Here is a 16,637-nt window from a genome sequence, read left to right on the forward strand (position 1 = left end):
CGATGGCGGCTTTGTTGTTTCTAACAATTTGCTTTAGCTATGGGGTTAGTTTCCCCAAATGATCTCTACAAACTCAGGGTGATCCACAAACGGGTTGCGGTTACCTTGGAATTCAAACACCGCTTGGTTACGGCTGATCTCTTTCGCGCTGACAGGATCGTTTTTGTGCCAACGTTTCAACATGTTCAGCATCCATGGTTCAAAGACGGTCGTTTTCGTGCCGTTCAATACCGCGTCAGAGTTACTAGAGTTGCTTTCCCAGTTGCCAATGACGTTTTCATAGCGCGTCGCCATGTAGAAATACGCACGAGCAAAATCGCCTTTGAACTCATCAATAGGCTCAAATACCGTTCCTGAATAGCCCAAAGTAGAGCTTGCTGAACCGACTTTTGAGCCATTGCTAGATACGTAAGTGCTGTTACCCACTTCACCAAATGGCCAGTTGCTGCGCTTCGCATTCACATAACCATCGGTTGCAAACAAGTGGTGACCATCCGAGTTCATCGGTTCAACCTTGCCACCAAACCAACTCTTAGGGAATGAGTGTTCACGGTTGTAGCAATCGCCTTCCGTTTTGTATTGGCCACATTGGTCAGTGACTTTGGTAAAACTCACCGTATCGCTGCCAGATGGTTTTTCAGAATACATATCGAGAATTGAGCCATCTTTCTCGTAGTAGTTGTCTATGTCCGCGTCTTTCACTAAGGTCCAAATCGCTGAGTAACCGCGTCCTGTGTGATCCTTGATGATGTTAAACAGCGCTGTTTTCAACTCAAAACCTGTTTTGCCTTCTGCGGCTTTATAGTATTCCCCCACAACAGGCGGAGGCGTCGTTGAACCACCAAGAGTAAAGCTTGTGGTTTGAGATTTCGTGAATTCACCACCAGACGCTAATGTGGTTTGGCCAAACATTAAGGCGTATGAGCCACTACCGTTCCCGCAACAAATGCCATCACCATAACTATCACTGATCGTAAACTGGTAATCGCCGTTCGCTAGACACATGGTTTTTTCGTAAGTTTTCGACGATTCGAAACCTTGGCCAGAAAACAACACTTGTGACTGGCTATCCTTCAGTTCCCAGCTGGTTTCTGAGCCATAACTGTCAGTGTTCAATGTCAGTAACACTTCGTTGTCATTACAGCTTTCTACTGGCGGCTGAGTACCACCATTTTGGTTTGGCTGAAAGTTATCGACATAAACGACTTCAGAACCGTCAAAACCCGACTCATCATAAAAACGTAACCCGACATTGATCGTTTTGTTTGATGCCGCAGTGTAACTGTGCGTAAGTAGTTGCCACTGATTGGTTTGCTGAGGGTTAGAGTAGCTATGGTATCCATCAACCACTAAACGCGCTTTAACATTACCTTCTGTATGATAAACCGCGACAGAAAATGGGTAGGTTTTCCCTTGCTCCACATTAATGGTTTGCAAAAAGTCGGTGTTGCTTTGGGTACCTGTATTTACGATAACTTGAGCCGCAAGACCACCAGATTGGTGCGGGTCACTGGTCGGTGAAACAGCAATGCCGGGATCAATCACAGACCACTGCGTTGGTGCATTGCCATTCCACTGTTCAAAGTCTCCATTCAAGACCTCAGCATAGGCGATCGGAGAGCAAATAAGAGGCAAGAGACAGAGGGGTTTCGTTATGGATTTCATTATAATTTTCCATTAGTTATATAAATCACCAAAAAGATAAACATAACAATTACACATGAGTAAGTCATAAATCACAGTTTGACGTTGCATGAATGTGAATATTCTCATTATCGTGCAGCACATCTCACAAACTGCGTACTGTTTCTTCCACTTGTTCAACGGCGGTTGTGCGATAAAAAACAAAGAGATGCAAAGAAACAAGGCGGGAGCTCAAAGTGGAATATCGCTACCGATGACTAAAATGAGCGGCATCTTAGACAAAGCGATAAAAAAAGCCAAGTGCGTTTCTATGGGGGTAGAGAACAACACTTGGCTTGGTATGGATTATCTTGATTGAGAATGACTTATTGAGTGTTTGCCGTCACTTTGAAGAAGCGTCCTTGTAATGATGACATCGGGATCTGGTATTGCCCGTTACTTGGTGTGATTTGTTGGTTAGTGATTAAATCCACCAGCGCTTGATTGCTGCCGACTTGCGCTTCTGTCAGCACAATATTGCGGGCACTCTCAAAGGTATTCAAAGCAAATAAGACTTGGTCATCGCCAGATACTTTCAAATCCACATAACTGCCATTGCTTGCTACCAAGTTAGTGCGACTGCCTTGATACAAAGCAGGATGTTCAGCACGCATCGTCATCAATGACTTAACGTAGTTTTTCAGATCAACTTGGTTAGCATCTAGGGTTGCCGTTACGCCTTCGATCTTGGCACTGCTGCGAGCGACATGGTCATCACACACGCCACGAACCGCACACGTATTGTTGTCTTCTTTTGCGTCAAAACCATCAACTTGGTCACCGATTTCATCTCCATAATAGAGAGTGATTGGTCCGGTGTAAGCCGCTTGGAATGCAAACGCGGCCTTGTGACGTTGCCAGTATTCAGCATCGTTCACATCCGCTAATCCGCCTCGTTGCAACAAGTCACCAAAGCGAACCAAATCGTGATTGCCAATCATCAAGTTTGGCTGAGCATGAGACGGATATTGGTTGTGTGTTTGGTAGCCATTGTCGAGCCAATCCACACTACGACCGCCGACACCGCTCTCATTGACAGCCAGTGTTTCCACCACGCGATAGCGCATTGGGAAATCAAATGCCGAGCACAGCGCAGGTTCGTCAGCCGCGCCGTATGCGTCACTCGCGATTTCTGACTCGCCTTTCCAGATCTCAGCAACCATGTAACCCAGGGGATTCACTTGCTCACCATCCGCGTTGGTGTAAGACACACTCTGTGAGGCTTCATCCACCGCTTTACGGATTTGTGTCCATGCGTCGGTAGGAACTTGGTACGCTTGGTCTAAACGCCAACCATCAATTTTTAGCTCTTTGACCCAGTAAGTCGCGACTTCTTTATAGAAATCCAAGCTTGCTGGGTAGTCCACCGGATTGCTCGAACCAGAAGGTAATAAACCCGATGGAGACGGCTTAATCAACCCTTCTTTGTGATGACCAAACACGCCATCAAAGAAAACATACAAGCCGCGTTTGTGTGCTTCATCAACTAAGGTTCTCGCCGTTTCTAAATCACCAAAGCGAGGATCAATCTTAAAATAATCCGTGGCGAAGTAGCCCGTTGCATCCAAACGATCAGCCCAATGATCTTGTCCATCAATGGCTTCCGATTCAAAAACTGGCGTCAACCAAATCGCATTCATGCCCAAGTCTTGGATGTAATCGAGCGAATCGATAATCCCTTGAAGATCACCGTTATGATGGCTAGTGCCGTAACCTGTGCCATGACCGATAGTCGAATCGCCATCAACAAAGCTCTCAACCATGATTTGATAGGTGCGAAGTTGGTTGCTTTGCTCCATTACATTCGCTTGGCAAGCATAACTTGCATCAGGAAGTGGCGTGCTGCCATTATCGCTTCCACCAGAGGAATTACACGCGGATAAAACACCAACCACACTCAAGGCTAAAAGCGATTGGCCAAATAGTTTTTTATATCGTACGTTGCGCATTAAACTCTCCCAAATAAAATTAACCCCAACATGTTTCCCATGCAGGGGTTAATAAATTAAAAATAAATTTTAAATAACTAAATGGAATATTATTGGCACTTATTAACCATTACGTGAAGTGGTTTGCCTTTTCCTTCAAATTGAAGGCTCCAAACGTATTTTCCATCTTCTTTAATATCAACCGCAGTATCTGTGCCGTAACCACCAAATGTTAATGGTGTTAATTCACCGACATTCATTCGATTACCTTTCGCGGTAAATTGTGGGAACCACAACTCAGTCGCGTACTGCATTTTGAAAGAGCCTGCTTTTTCTTGCGTCACAACTTGATAGAAGTTATTGCCTTTGTAAGTGTATTTACGTTGAGGTACATGTTTCCAATCTGAATCAGCAAACGTACCGACAACAAACAGAGGTTTAGAAATTGGGCCTTTCGCCGTGCTATCTGGGTTGTCACAAGCTGCCATGAAAGCAACGACTTCGTCTTGAGACAGATTAACAATAGGTTCAGCAGCACCTTCTGGTTCTGCTGTCGATTGACAACCAGCAAGAGCAACAAGTAAGGCAGCAGCAAGTGAAGTTTTCATCATGTTCATTTTCACGTTAATTCCTTTTTAATATTCCAAAGTAAATACAAACTCACCAATCTGGATAAAGTTAATATTTAAAAAGAACAAAATACCAAACTAGCGATAAAGAATATTATTCTCTATCTTGCTGAGCCAGATTACTTTGAGAGGTTTAATTATTTCCTAATCGATGACGAGTAAGGTTAGGAACACACTTTAATTATTGATCTGTTAAATATGAAAAACAAAGTAAAACAAATAAATTTGTGAATAAGTTAACTATATGTAGGGGTGAGTTTTATCGTTTTAAAATTAATTAAAAAAGGCCAGCAATTTGCTGGCCTTTTTTATTCGTTTATTTGGTATTTACCGCTTTAACAAATACTTCTTGTGCACCTTCGATGCCCAATTCTTTTGCTTCATCAAGCAGTGTTAGCGCTTTAGGAATATCGTCCGCTGCGACCGCTGCCTTAATGGAGCTGTGGTAGTAGCTGGTTAAATCCGTACCTTGAGGAATGTTGTCGTTTTTCGCAACAATCTTAGTATTCACGATGTCGTTCGCGGATACTGAAAAGCGGAACTGGCCAAGTGGGCTGTGTTTCGCTTGAGGATCTGCAATATCTGGCGGCTGAGTATGATTTGCCAGTGCGAAGGCTTTTGCAGGGTGAAGAACTTCAGAACTTCCTTTTAGATCAGCGGAAGTTGTGTAAACCAGTACATGCAAGTCATTACCTGTCATGTCTGGAATCACGTTCATTTCAAGTACGAATTTATCGTTATCCAACAGTTTTGCTGGCTCGTACTTAAACTTTGAGAAATCTGCTTGGTAAATAGTTTCACCTGCCGTGTTCATAACAACGACGTTAGGTGCGTAAAACTCTAGATTTTTGTTTACGAAGGTCTCTAGTTTGATATCGAGACTGCCACGATTGCCTGGTAATGCGAACGCTGCAATTGCACCTGCGCTATTACCATCTAGTAGCATCTGGCTTTTATCAGTCAAAGCGAACTCAGTAACCACAGGTACATCAACTGGTACCCATTGAATATCACCCGATTGCGTGATCACTTGTTGTTGACCTTTCGGGCTCATATCGACTTGTTCTACAGAAGTACATCCTGTAGCCAACATTCCCAACAGCACGGGAGCAAGCCATTTTTTCATTACCGTCTACCTCGACTCATTATTGTTTTTTGAAATAAATACAGCCAGATAAGTTTCTGGCTGTATCATTCTAGGACAATTTAGGACTTAGTGGCTAGATGATTACCACCAAGCTTCAGCTTGTACACCGAATTGGAATGTATCGTCTGAACGACCGCCGTCAAATGCGTTAGAGTTGTCGTCTTTATCTGCAGTTAGGTACGACGCGTAAACGCGGATTTCAGGACGAGCCCAGAAGCTAGAGCCAGCAGACCATGCTTGAGCAACAGTTAGTTTACCGAACTTATTCTCTGCACCGTCGTTATCATCGATAGCGTAACCAGCTTCGAAGATAGTTTTGTGGTTGTCATCCCATTTGTACATTGGACGTACAACTACAGACATTGCTTCCCACTTGTCTTGGCCAGCCCACATGTCTTCACCAACACCGTATACTAACTGGTGACCCATTTCCCAGTTTTCGCCCATGCCGATTACACCCCAGTTGATTAGGCGGTAACCAGATGCGCCACTGTCAGCTTCTGCACCGTACCAGCTACCGTCGCCGTAGAATGCCATTGTTTTAGAGTAGCCTTCTGTACCGTACTGGAATACTGTTTTGTTGAAGCCTGAATCTAGACCTTGAGTCAATTCAGCAGTGAACATTACACCGTCTTCTGCATCTTTAGTGCTGTTTGGTGCGTCGTCAGTTTCGTTAACTAGAGCGTAGTTTAGACCTAGTTCTAGAGAGCCGTTTTCCCATACTGGAAGACCAGCGTAACGTACGTCTAGAGTGTTAACGTTTGCATCGCCGCCATCGTTACCTGGGTCAGCGATATCGCCACGGTCGTTACGAACCCATGCAAAAGATACTTTACCTGGACCAGCTTCGATGCCTTCAACACCAGCGCCCGCGCCAGAGATGTTCCAGTAGTAGAAGTCAGAGATATGGATGTCGTGACGTTGGTAGTAACGCTTACCTGCCCATAGAGTTGCTTCTGGAGCAAAGCCTAGAACGCCTTTAGCTTGAACGTTGAACTGACGTAGAGCGAATTGAGCGTCGTCAGTACAGCTTACTGCATCACCAGCGTCGTTTAGGCCACAGTTAGTTGCAGTGCTTTCCCAGTCGTTAGAACCGTTAGAAGTCATTGCAATCATAGAGTCTACGTAGAACGTTTTACCGTTGTTGTTGTAAACTTCTTTACCTAATTGGATTTCCCCGTAGATGTCGCCTTCGTTACCTAGACGACCAATTTTGTTCTTTTCGAACGTTAGTTGTTGGCCACCGTCAGCGCTTACGCCAACACCAGCACGCATGTAACCATGAAAGTCCACTGCGAAAGCAGAACCAGCAGCTAAAGTTGCAGCAACAGCAGCAGCAATTACACTTACTTTTTTCATTCTTAACTCCATTAAGGGTATTTATAATTCTGTCTTCCCTGCTCACTCTTTTAGATACATATAGGCAGTAAAAATGCACCTAAAGAAAGAGAGGTAAGATGGGAACAAGTCCCCGTTTGTTTCAACAGTCTGCAGATTACCCAAGGAGTACAAGGATGACTTCCTCCGCCCCAAACTAATTTAGGGGGGATGAGAAGGGATGAGAAAATATACCGAATGGTGTTTTTTCGAGTTAGATCACCAATCTAGGGAGGAATTAGTAAGTTTCTTCAGTTTATGTCCGCTACAAAGTGATAGCCATTTCATATTTTTGTCAAAAATAGGTCGTAGAAAGTAATTTAATTACAGTGATAATTTTCGATATAAGGTGGTTGACCTTAGTAAGACAAAGTTTTTTACTTATAGTTTCTTAAAGGTAGCAATAAAATTAAAAAAAGATTCGCTGATGACACAACTTCACTCTCGCCCATACCCACTCGGCGCAACCGTAAATAAAGAAGGTTGTAACTTCTCTATTCACGCTCCGAGTAGTAAAGACATTCAACTTGCGCTATTTGCGGAAGACGGTAGTTACAAGCTGCACGACTTACCAGGCGAATATGCAGGCATTCGCCATACTTTTATCCCTGACATCAAACCGGGGCAAAAGTATGGCTATGTAGTGACGCATAAAGACGAACCTTTGCTGATCTCCGATCCCTATGCAAAGTCGATTGATAAAGCCCTTCACTACCAGCCTCCATTTTCCCCTGCAAAAAGCTTCGATATGCCAAAGTGTGTCGTCATAGAAGACAACTTTGATTGGCAAGACACAGATCATCCTCGCATACCACGAGAAGAGATGGTGTTGTTTGAAACTCATGTTAAAGGGCTCACTCAGCAGAACCCTGAAGTTCCAAGCGATATAAAAGGCCGTTATTTAGGTTTGTCTTCACCTGAAATGTTGGCGTTCTACAAACAGCAAAACATCAATACGTTGCAATTGCTACCTGTCGCAGCGTGTATGCATGAACCGCATTTATTAAAGATGGATAAAGTGAACTACTGGGGTTACAACCCATACTTGTTCATGGTGCCGGACCCTCGCTATGCAGAAAAAGACGCGGTAACCGAGCTCAAAACCACCATCCGCGAGCTACATAAACACGGCATCGAAGTGATTCTTGATGTGGTTTACAACCACACGGCGGAAGGTGGTGAAGGCTCAACGATCTTCAACCTAAAAGCACTCGATTCACGTTTCTACATCAAACATGGTCAGAACTTCGCGAACTTTACTGGTTGTGGCAACACAGTCGACTTAACTTACCAGCCAGCTCTGAATCTCGTTATGGATACGCTGAGATACTGGGTGAGCGAATTTAAAGTTGATGGCTTCCGTTTTGACTTGGCAGCAACGCTAGGTCGCCAAGGCGATGATTACAACCCAGAAGCAGCCTTCTTTAAAGCCGTCGCGCAAGACCCAATTCTTCGCGAAACCAAATTGATCGCCGAACCTTGGGATATCGGTCCTAACGGTTACCAAGTGGGCAACTTCCCATTTGGTTGGAACGAATGTAACGATAAACTGCGCGATATCTCTCGCAGCTTCTGGCGTGGTGACCAAGGCTACCTAAAAGAATTTGCGACTCGTTTGATGGGCTCTCGTGATATTTACAGCGCAGCAAACTGGCCTTACAAACTCACGGTTAACTACATCACGTATCACGATGGTTTCACCCTGCAAGATTTGGTGTCTTACAAGCAGAAGCACAACGAGGCAAACGGTGAAGAAAACCGCGACGGCCATGGCGATAACCGCTCTGAAAACTATGGCGTGGAAGGTGAAACCGAAAACTTGATGATCATCGCCACGCGTGAAAAACAAAAGCGCAACTTAATGGCGAGCTTGCTGTTTGCCTTTGGTATTCCTCATATCCTAACTGCGGATGTGTTGTCGCACACGCAAGCCGGTAACAACAATGCCTACTGTCAGGATAACGAAACCAGCTGGCTAGATTGGTCGAGCACAGAACGTAAACAGCACTTCAAAGTGTGGATGTCACAAATGGTTGCTAATCGTAATCAGTATATGGTGCCATTCATTCGAGCATTCAGTGGTGAGAATCGCAACAACAACCGTATCTTCTGGCGTCGTATTGATGGCAGCTTGATGGAGCACGACGATTGGAATCGTCTAAGCTCTGTAGCGCTGCATTTAGGCATCGGCAAAGAAGGGCAAGAGTTGGTTTACCTGATCAACCAAACCAACGCCCCTGCGCGATTCAAGCTGCCAAATGAGCGTGGTCAAGAGTGGGTAACCGTGTGTGATACCAATGTGCGTAATCTCAATCCTGGTCATGCGGAAGGCGAAGTGTTGCTTTCTCCTACGTCGATGGCAATTTTGCATTATCAACCAGAGTAAGAACCTTACCTGACAAAAGCGAAGCGTATTCCTACAAGAACTGACAAACCCAGCCATGCGCTGGGTTTGTTTTATCAACGTTTCGGATACATAAACAGCAATCAGCTGAAATAGCACACCATACGCATTGATGCACAACTGAAACTAATCTAATATTGCTAGCCAAATCACATTTATAATATATACAACGTTATTTGGCATATGGCTCTACCTAAATTCTTAATCCGCATTCTGCGGCCTTACCTGCTATTACTCGCAGGTTTCATGGTCTATCTGGCTTATGCTCAGTTAGTCGATTCCGAGTCGATGGTCTATCGGCAATCACAGACCAATATCATCACTGCAGAACGGTTGATCCACTCCCAAATCGAAGCGGCTTTCAGCAAATTCTACCTTCTAGAGACCGCATTAAAAGCAAGCAAACAAGACCTCAATGCTCCTGACTTCCGTGAACTAAGCCAAGGCATCATCGATTACTCTCCGCAATACTCCAATATCCTCTATACCACATCCAACAACAGCGTCGCTTATGGCCTATCTGGTCAAATCAAACAAGCAGACACCAGCGCAATCCAATGGCATAAGCTCGATACTGTGAGCGATAAATTTTCTATCTCTTCGCTGTACCAAAACCCACAACAACGCTGGGTATTCGCCATCAAACACGTCAATCCAAATCTAAAATACCAACTTTGGCTTGAGTTCGATCTTCTTCATACCACTCAGCAATTGCGTGGTCTAAAAACACTGAATAAAGGTTATGTGTTTGTCGTAGACAGAGATACAGAACGCTTGGTATTCCATCCAGATCCAAGCCGCATCGGTGATTACTCAGTAAGTTATCATGGCGGTATCAGCGATAAAGTTGCATCGGGCTTACTGTTCGGTAAACACGAATACTATTACCAAGATAACTTTAAGATTTCAGTCTTCGATGCAGACAACGGCTTAAACTGGGTGTTTGTCGCAGGTACAGACCGTGCCGATATCCTTAACAGCAGTTATCCGTTCACGCTAACGGCCGGTGTCATAGCCTCTCTATTAGCGCTGGCCATCGGAATCAACTACCTCACTTACCAACTGCATTTGTCTTTAGCCCGCCTAAATGGCACGGAGAGCGTTGGTGAGTTCAAAACCCAACTCAAGCATGTCTTGGATCGTTTTTGCTACCACAGAGGCATACAGTTCTGTTTATACGACAGCTTGAATTACAGCTTTTACACCCTCGATTATCACGGCAATAAAAAGCTGGTGTTAACTGACGCGGAACTCGCGGCGCGTTTTTCTCATAGCGCTTTAACGTACAGAACGAAGAAGTACGGCGACGAGCTGACGAAAAAGCTCAAGATCAACAGTAACCACTACTGCATTCCATTGTTTGATGGACGAGAGCTGCTTGGAGTGACTTACGTAAGTTGCCGATTCCCAACCTACAAATGCGTGCTGAGCTTGATTCAGAACTACGCCCAAGTGGCCTTAGCAAACCTCAAATTACATGACCGTTTGCGCCATCAAGATCCAATGACGCAACTCGAAAATAAAGCGTGCTTAGCAGCAAAAGTGTCGAGAGAGCTTCATTCAGAGAACCGTTTTATCGCGATGGTCGATATTGATAACTTCAAATACATCAACGATAAATTCGGCCACCCAGTCGGTGATTTAGTCATCCAAAAAACAGCTGAAGTGATGCGCGACTGTTTCCCTAAACCAAAAGGGATTTGTTTAGCGCGCTATGGTGGTGAAGAGTTTGCCATCATGTTCCAAGCCAATGACGAGTTTGATGCCAAACATCAGCTTGATAACTTCCTAACCGCGTTGCAAAGAAGCCATCTCACATTGGGTTGTGGCGATGTGCGATTTACGGCAAGTGTTGGGTTTACACCACTAGAAACCAGCTATCACCATGTAGTGGAGCAAGCTGACAAAGCACTTTATCAAGCAAAAAGATTGGGCAAGAATCGCGTCTGCCACCTCAAAGCAGCATAGCGAATTTCTTACGAAAAACGACAAAGCCAGAGCTGACAAAGCTCTGGTTTTTTATATTTATTACAGTCAGTTAAATCAAAAAAATCTGACACTCCCCTTCCCTCTTTCCCGTCTTTTACCCGACTCAAGTTCTTCCCCCAAAGACCCTCTCGTTAATCAGTTCTGAACAGGTGTTTATTTTTCTTTGATTTAACTTAACGGCTCTCATCAATAACCTTAAATGCATCAGGGGATTGCACGAAGCCAATTGAAAATGAAAGAACTGGACGATTACGTAGAGCAGATAAATTTAGACCTGACTAGCGAGATGTTAGAAGAGCTAGGTTGGGTCAGCGATAACGTCCATCAAGTTCTTTATTGGGTTATTGCCGCCATCCTATTCGTTGTATTGATTTGGGGTATTTTCTCATGAAGGCATCCAATCCATCTTATGGTCAGGTTTATTTGGTTGGAGCAGGCACAGGCGATGCGTCGCTGCTCACCATTAAAGCATTTCGTCTGCTTAATCGCGTTGATGTCGTGCTTTATGACCATCTGGTTTCGGAAGAAGTCTTGGACGTCATCCCACGAAAAACCCTAAAAATCTGCGTGGGTAAACACTACGGTAAGTGTTCGCAAACTCAGGCAGAAATCAACGAAATGATGAAGGGCTACGCAATCACAGGTCTAACGGTATGTCGCTTAAAAGCGGGCGACCCGTTTGTATTTGGTCGAGGCGGTGAGGAGGCGACCTATTTAACACAGCAAGGCATCAACTATGAGGTTGTACCGGGTGTAACTGCGGCACTTGGATGCTGCGCTTACGCGGGGATACCGGTCACTCATAGACAAGTTTCGAGGGGTGTAACCTTGGTAACGGGACGAAACTGTAATGATGCTAGCGAACCGAATTGGAGCGCACTTGCCGCCATCGACCACACCCTAATTTTCTACATGGGGCTACACAAAGCAGAAGCGATCGCAGACAACCTTATTGCTCACGGTCTCGCGCCAGATACACCTTGCGCTATCGTCAGCAATGGGACACGAGAAAATCAAAACAAGATCGTCACTACCTTAGCTGGACTGTATGAAACCTGCAAAGCGCAAAAACCACCACTGCCAGCAATCATAGTGGTGGGAGACGTGGTTTCCCTTTCACAGTCACTGGAATGGTTTGAGTCCACCGCCGAGCCCTGTTTAGAACGCACGATTCATTAGTTTTTGAAAATAACGAGATAGAACAATGCCTAAGTTTTTAACTACTCAGCAAATGGGTTCGGCGATCGAAGCGTTACGTCAGAGCTATAAGGTGATGGCGCCCGTCTATGAAGAATACGCAGGTCGTTTTGCCCATACCCCAAATTTGGATTACCAAGAATTAGAACGTTACGACCAACTGGAGTGGAAAGAGAAAAGCCATTTTTCACCCAAAGAGATCGTCTTTCCGATCACCGAAACTCTGTTTTGGTTTAACGCCGACGAGTTGCGAGAATCCAGTGTCGATGCGCGCCCTGTGTTTCTGTTTCTCAGAGCTTGTGACATCAATGCGCTCAAAAGTCTTGATTACATGTTTTTAGAAAACGGCGGTCACGAAGACTTCTATTACAAACGTCTACGTAAGAAACTCAAACTCGTACTGATTGAATGCAGCGAAAGTTTCGAAAACTGCTTTTGTGTCTCCATGGGCACCAATAAAACGGACAACTTTGCAGCTTCAGTTCAATTTAGTGAGCATGGCGCAATTGTCACTATTAAAGATCCAGAGCTAGCGCCCTACTTTTCACAAGGCAAAGACGTTGAGCACAGTGTCAGCTTCGTCAAGTCCAATCCGGTCAAAGTCCGCACGCCAGATTCGGTTTGCGATGACCCAACGAAAATACGTGAAGTCTTACTCAGCCATCCGGTGTGGTCAGAATACGACTCACGCTGCATTGGTTGCGGTCGCTGCACTTCTTCATGCCCGACTTGTGCCTGCTTCAACGTGTTTGATGTGGTTTACAACCAAGAAGCCAAAGTGGGTGAGCGTCGCCGCCAACACGCCAGTTGCATGATTGATGGCTTCTCGGATATGGCAGGCGGTCACAGCTTCCGTCATAAAACCGGAGAGCGCTTACGTTATCGCGCCTTACATAAGGTCAACGATTTTAAGTCTCGCCAAGGCGAACACCATATGTGTGTCGGATGTGGACGCTGCGACGACCGATGCCCTCACTACATCTCATTTAGCAACATCATCAACAAGATGACATCGATTGTAGAGGAGGCGCTCTAATGTGCGATTGTGAAAACAAAATGCTGCCGCAAAGCTACCCGATTATTCATATCGAAAAGCACACAGAACTGGAATGGAACTTTCGCGTCGCGTGCGACTTTCCGGTGCACTACGGACAATTTGTCGAAGTGGGTTTATCCCTTGTGGGTGAAGCTCCTATTTCCGTCTCCGACTACGGCTTAGGTTACGTCGACTTGCTGATACGTAATGTCGGCAAGGTAACCAGCGAGCTGTTCCAATTAAACGCCAGTGATCGCGTGATGATGCGCGGCGCAATGGGCAATGGCTACCCGATGGAAGCATACCAAGATAAACACCTCATCGTGGTCGCGGGCGGCACTGGCGTTGCTCCGGTTAAAGGGCTGATTAACTACTTTCACAACAACCCAAGTGATGTGAAGAAGATGTCCTTGATCCTCGGATTCAAAAACCAAGATGCCGTGTTGTACAAAAACGACTTGCTGAATTGGTCTTACTCCAATCACGTCATCACCACCTTGGATGACGGTGGCGACGAACACTTCTATGAGAGCGGCTTAGTCACCGAGCACATCAGCAAGCTTGACCTCTCAGACAAAGAGAACATCCGCGTCATCGTAGTGGGTCCACCAATCATGATTAAGTTTGTCGTGCAGGACTTCTTATCCAGAGGCATTCAAGAAGACCAGATTTGGGTCGACTACGAACGCAGAATGGCCTGCTCAGTTGGTAAATGCGGTCACTGCCGAATTGGTGACAAATACGTGTGCTTGGATGGTCCGGTTTTCCGTTATGACCACGCCAGAACCATGATCGATTAGGAGGGAATCACAATGACGATGGACGTAGATATCATCAAAATGCGCGCCAATGGCGATTACCGCCTATCGAAAGTGCGTGGCGAGTGCATGATCAGCGTGCGCATTCCGGGGGGCATTATGCCCGCATACTTACTCGGTGCTGCGCAAGAGATCGCCGAAAAGTGGGGCAATGGTGTTATTCACCTCACCACACGACAAAAGCTGGCGATGCCCGGCATTCGTTATGAAGACATTCCTGAAGTCAACAAAGCGCTTGAACCCTTCATCAAAGACATCACCGTCGATACGTGCGGCATTGATGTCGAAGATACGCAAGCCGGCTATCAGTCGATTGGTGGACGCAATATTGTCGCGTGTCAGGGCAGTCGAATCTGCCAGAAAGCTAATACCGATACGACTGGCCTGGCGCAGCGAATGGAGCGCCACGTTTACCCAAGTAAATACCATTTAAAAATGGTCATGGCAGGCTGTCCGAACGATTGTGCAAAAGCCAATATGGCGGATTTTGGCATCTTAGGTATCGCCAAGATTAATTTCGAAAGTCATCGCTGTATTGGTTGCGGCGCCTGCGTCAAAGCTTGTGCGCACCACGCAGTAGATTGCTTGTCACTCAAAGACGGTAAAGCGGTGAAGGAAGAAAGCAAATGCATTGGTTGCGGCGAATGTGTGCTCGCTTGTCCGACGCTGGCTTGGCGTCGAGATCCAAAACAATTCTATATGGTCAAACTGGGCGGTCGAACTTCGAAGAAGACCCCTCGCGTTGGCAAGATGTTCCTCAATTGGGTAACGGAAGACGTCCTACACCCTGTCATCGACAATCTGTTCGAATTTGAAAAAGAGATGTTGGGCGGTAAGCCGATTTACCTCCACATGGGACATCTGATTGATAAAGGCGGCTACTTGCGTTTTAGAGAGCGCGTCTTAGATGGCGTTAGCCTGAATCCGGAAGCTAAAGTCGCCGAACGTATGTATTGGGCAGAAGATGAATACGTAGCGAACATGCACGTGAAATAGGCATAGTATGAACAAACTAGAAGAGATGTTTAAAGAGGTGTTAGCCCCAGCAGGTATCACCATCAATGGTTCTAAACCGTGGGATATCCAAGTGTTTAACCCAAAAGTGTATGAGCTTGTGATGCAGTCAGGCTCCTTGGGTTTAGGGGAAGCGTACATGTCCAAGATGTGGGATTGCAGCCGCTTGGATCAGTTCTTTGAACGCATACTTTTAAACGATATTGAAGGCAAACTAGGACTGGCTGAAAAGCTCAAGTTCGCCTCTTCCGCTGCGAAATTAAAACTGAAAAGCTGGGTTAACCCACAAAGCATTGAGCGCTGTAAATTCGATGTACCGCACCATTACGACATCGGCAATAAGCTTTACCAGAAGATGCTCGATTCACGCATGACCTACACCTGCGGGTATTGGAACCGAGCTGCAACGTTAGACGAAGCGCAAGAACATAAAATGGATTTGATTTGTCGCAAGCTCGATCTACAACCGGGGATGCGTATCCTCGATATTGGCTGTGGTTGGGGCAGCTTTATGATTTACGCAGCGAAGAAGTATGGCGTAATTTGTGATGGTCTGACTCTATCCAAAGAGCAGAAGAAGCTCGGCAGCAAACTGGCAATAGAAAACGGCGTAGTCGCGAACTTCATTTTGAAGGACTACCGCGAGTTCAAGCCCACCGTGCAATACGATCGTCTAGTGTCTATCGGTATGATTGAACACGTGGGACCGAAGAACTACGCGGAATACTTCGAGTGCGCAGAGCGCTTCATGAAAGACGATGGCGTGTTCTTGCTACACACCATTGGTTCACACCACAGCACTACTGCATCGGACCCGTGGATCTCGAAATACATCTTCCCAAATGGTGTCATTCCATCGATGAAGAACCTCGCAGAGGCGATGGAAGACCGATTCAATATCGAAGATGTGCACAACTTCGGTGAAGACTACGACAAAACCCTGATGTGCTGGTTCTCCAACTTCCAACACTCGTGGAATCAAATCAAAGGCGATTACAGTGAAGATTTCTACCGTATGTGGAAATACTACTTACTCAGCTGTGCTGGCGCCTTTCGCTCACGAGATTTGAGTTTATGGCAACTCGCCCTAACTAAGATTGGCCGCCGCCGACCACTGACCGTACGTTCCATGTAAGCAATCTGCCTCCAGATTGTGTTTTGAGCACCTTCGTTTAGCTCCAAGCCAGAATGGGCGGTTTCATTCTGGCTTTTTTTATACCCAAGTGACTTCAATGTGAAAGATTCAAAACATCGTCATTAGCGAGAGGTTACTTGGGTATATATTACAAGAATTTACGCTTTCATTCGTAAATACAATTCAATATTTACTTAATTACACTTAATTGAACGAAAATATATTTTCTAGAAAGAAGCAAAGAAAATATTTTTAGTTAACTTTTTATTTCTAATTTATT

The 16,637-nt window shown here is 45.4% G+C and carries 13 protein-coding genes; 8 read left to right on the forward strand and 5 right to left on the reverse strand.

The window, feature by feature from the left end; genetic code table 11:
* Nucleotides 1-45: 45 nt before the first annotated feature.
* From A9237_RS25250 to A9237_RS25275, 5 genes are all read right to left on the reverse strand, one after another.
* Entirely contained in the window at nucleotides 46-1,665 is a 1,620-nt protein-coding gene (locus tag A9237_RS25250) for an endonuclease (protein ID WP_078610039.1), read from the reverse strand.
* 344 nt (nucleotides 1,666-2,009) lie between these two features.
* The gene (locus A9237_RS25260; RefSeq protein ID WP_078610040.1) at nucleotides 2,010-3,632 is read right to left on the reverse strand and encodes an alpha-amylase family glycosyl hydrolase; all 1,623 of its coding nucleotides are present in this window, start codon (nucleotides 3,630-3,632) and stop codon (nucleotides 2,010-2,012) included.
* Between the two features lie 89 nt (nucleotides 3,633-3,721).
* Nucleotides 3,722-4,228: a hypothetical protein gene (locus A9237_RS25265; RefSeq protein WP_020195601.1), complete on the reverse strand. Its 507-nt coding sequence runs from the start codon at nucleotides 4,226-4,228 to the stop codon at nucleotides 3,722-3,724.
* Between the two features lie 328 nt (nucleotides 4,229-4,556).
* Nucleotides 4,557-5,366: a MalM family protein gene (locus A9237_RS25270; protein ID WP_009706534.1), complete on the reverse strand. Its 810-nt coding sequence runs from the start codon at nucleotides 5,364-5,366 to the stop codon at nucleotides 4,557-4,559.
* A 102-nt stretch (nucleotides 5,367-5,468) separates the two neighbouring features.
* Nucleotides 5,469-6,746 (reverse strand): maltoporin, encoded by a 1,278-nt coding sequence (locus A9237_RS25275; protein ID WP_009706535.1) that lies wholly within the window; start codon nucleotides 6,744-6,746, stop codon nucleotides 5,469-5,471.
* A gap of 445 nt (nucleotides 6,747-7,191) precedes the next feature.
* Between A9237_RS25275 and glgX the strand changes: the two genes are divergently transcribed.
* The 8 genes from glgX to cfa all read left to right on the forward strand — a co-directional run bounded on the left by glgX (nucleotide 7,192) and on the right by cfa (nucleotide 16,357).
* Complete coding sequence (gene glgX / locus A9237_RS25280; protein WP_078610041.1) at nucleotides 7,192-9,150, forward strand: glycogen debranching protein GlgX; 1,959 nt, start codon at nucleotides 7,192-7,194, stop codon at nucleotides 9,148-9,150.
* A gap of 264 nt (nucleotides 9,151-9,414) precedes the next feature.
* Nucleotides 9,415-11,136 (forward strand): sensor domain-containing diguanylate cyclase, encoded by a 1,722-nt coding sequence (locus A9237_RS25285; RefSeq protein WP_078610250.1) that lies wholly within the window; start codon nucleotides 9,415-9,417, stop codon nucleotides 11,134-11,136.
* 253 nt (nucleotides 11,137-11,389) lie between these two features.
* Entirely contained in the window at nucleotides 11,390-11,548 is a 159-nt protein-coding gene (locus A9237_RS27435) for a hypothetical protein (RefSeq protein ID WP_009706538.1), read from the forward strand.
* Nucleotides 11,545-12,336 (forward strand): uroporphyrinogen-III C-methyltransferase, encoded by a 792-nt coding sequence (gene cobA, locus A9237_RS25290; RefSeq protein WP_005429209.1) that lies wholly within the window; start codon nucleotides 11,545-11,547, stop codon nucleotides 12,334-12,336. Before A9237_RS27435 ends, cobA begins: the two co-directional genes overlap by 4 nt.
* Nucleotides 12,337-12,361: 25 nt before the next feature.
* Nucleotides 12,362-13,390, forward strand: a complete 1,029-nt coding sequence (gene asrA / locus A9237_RS25295; RefSeq protein WP_078610042.1) for an anaerobic sulfite reductase subunit AsrA — start codon at nucleotides 12,362-12,364, stop codon at nucleotides 13,388-13,390.
* Entirely contained in the window at nucleotides 13,390-14,190 is an 801-nt protein-coding gene (gene asrB / locus A9237_RS25300) for an anaerobic sulfite reductase subunit AsrB (protein WP_009706541.1), read from the forward strand. The genes asrA and asrB overlap by 1 nt, the downstream gene beginning before the upstream one ends.
* Before the next feature lie 12 nt (nucleotides 14,191-14,202).
* Nucleotides 14,203-15,204, forward strand: coding sequence for a sulfite reductase subunit C (asrC, locus tag A9237_RS25305; RefSeq protein WP_005429205.1), 1,002 nt, complete (start codon nucleotides 14,203-14,205; stop codon nucleotides 15,202-15,204).
* 7 nt (nucleotides 15,205-15,211) lie between these two features.
* Complete coding sequence (gene cfa, locus A9237_RS25310; RefSeq protein ID WP_078610043.1) at nucleotides 15,212-16,357, forward strand: cyclopropane fatty acyl phospholipid synthase; 1,146 nt, start codon at nucleotides 15,212-15,214, stop codon at nucleotides 16,355-16,357.
* Nucleotides 16,358-16,637: the final 280 nt, after the last annotated feature.

This window comes from Vibrio owensii (assembly GCF_002021755.1).
GTDB lineage: Bacteria > Pseudomonadota > Gammaproteobacteria > Enterobacterales > Vibrionaceae > Vibrio > Vibrio owensii.

What these genes read in the sequence shown, in the direction of transcription:
- A9237_RS25250 (WP_078610039.1), bottom strand. Translation starts at nt 1,665, where the DNA reads ATGAAATCCATAACGAAACCCCTCTGTCTCTTGCCTCTTATTTGCTCT.
- A9237_RS25260 (WP_078610040.1), bottom strand. Translation starts at nt 3,632, where the DNA reads ATGCGCAACGTACGATATAAAAAACTATTTGGCCAATCGCTTTTAGCC.
- A9237_RS25265 (WP_020195601.1), bottom strand. Translation starts at nt 4,228, where the DNA reads ATGAACATGATGAAAACTTCACTTGCTGCTGCCTTACTTGTTGCTCTT.
- A9237_RS25270 (WP_009706534.1), bottom strand. Translation starts at nt 5,366, where the DNA reads ATGAAAAAATGGCTTGCTCCCGTGCTGTTGGGAATGTTGGCTACAGGA.
- A9237_RS25275 (WP_009706535.1), bottom strand. Translation starts at nt 6,746, where the DNA reads ATGAAAAAAGTAAGTGTAATTGCTGCTGCTGTTGCTGCAACTTTAGCT.
- glgX (WP_078610041.1), top strand. Translation starts at nt 7,192, where the DNA reads ATGACACAACTTCACTCTCGCCCATACCCACTCGGCGCAACCGTAAAT.
- A9237_RS25285 (WP_078610250.1), top strand. Translation starts at nt 9,415, where the DNA reads ATGGTCTATCTGGCTTATGCTCAGTTAGTCGATTCCGAGTCGATGGTC.
- A9237_RS27435 (WP_009706538.1), top strand. Translation starts at nt 11,390, where the DNA reads ATGAAAGAACTGGACGATTACGTAGAGCAGATAAATTTAGACCTGACT.
- cobA (WP_005429209.1), top strand. Translation starts at nt 11,545, where the DNA reads ATGAAGGCATCCAATCCATCTTATGGTCAGGTTTATTTGGTTGGAGCA.
- asrA (WP_078610042.1), top strand. Translation starts at nt 12,362, where the DNA reads ATGCCTAAGTTTTTAACTACTCAGCAAATGGGTTCGGCGATCGAAGCG.
- asrB (WP_009706541.1), top strand. Translation starts at nt 13,390, where the DNA reads ATGTGCGATTGTGAAAACAAAATGCTGCCGCAAAGCTACCCGATTATT.
- asrC (WP_005429205.1), top strand. Translation starts at nt 14,203, where the DNA reads ATGACGATGGACGTAGATATCATCAAAATGCGCGCCAATGGCGATTAC.
- cfa (WP_078610043.1), top strand. Translation starts at nt 15,212, where the DNA reads ATGAACAAACTAGAAGAGATGTTTAAAGAGGTGTTAGCCCCAGCAGGT.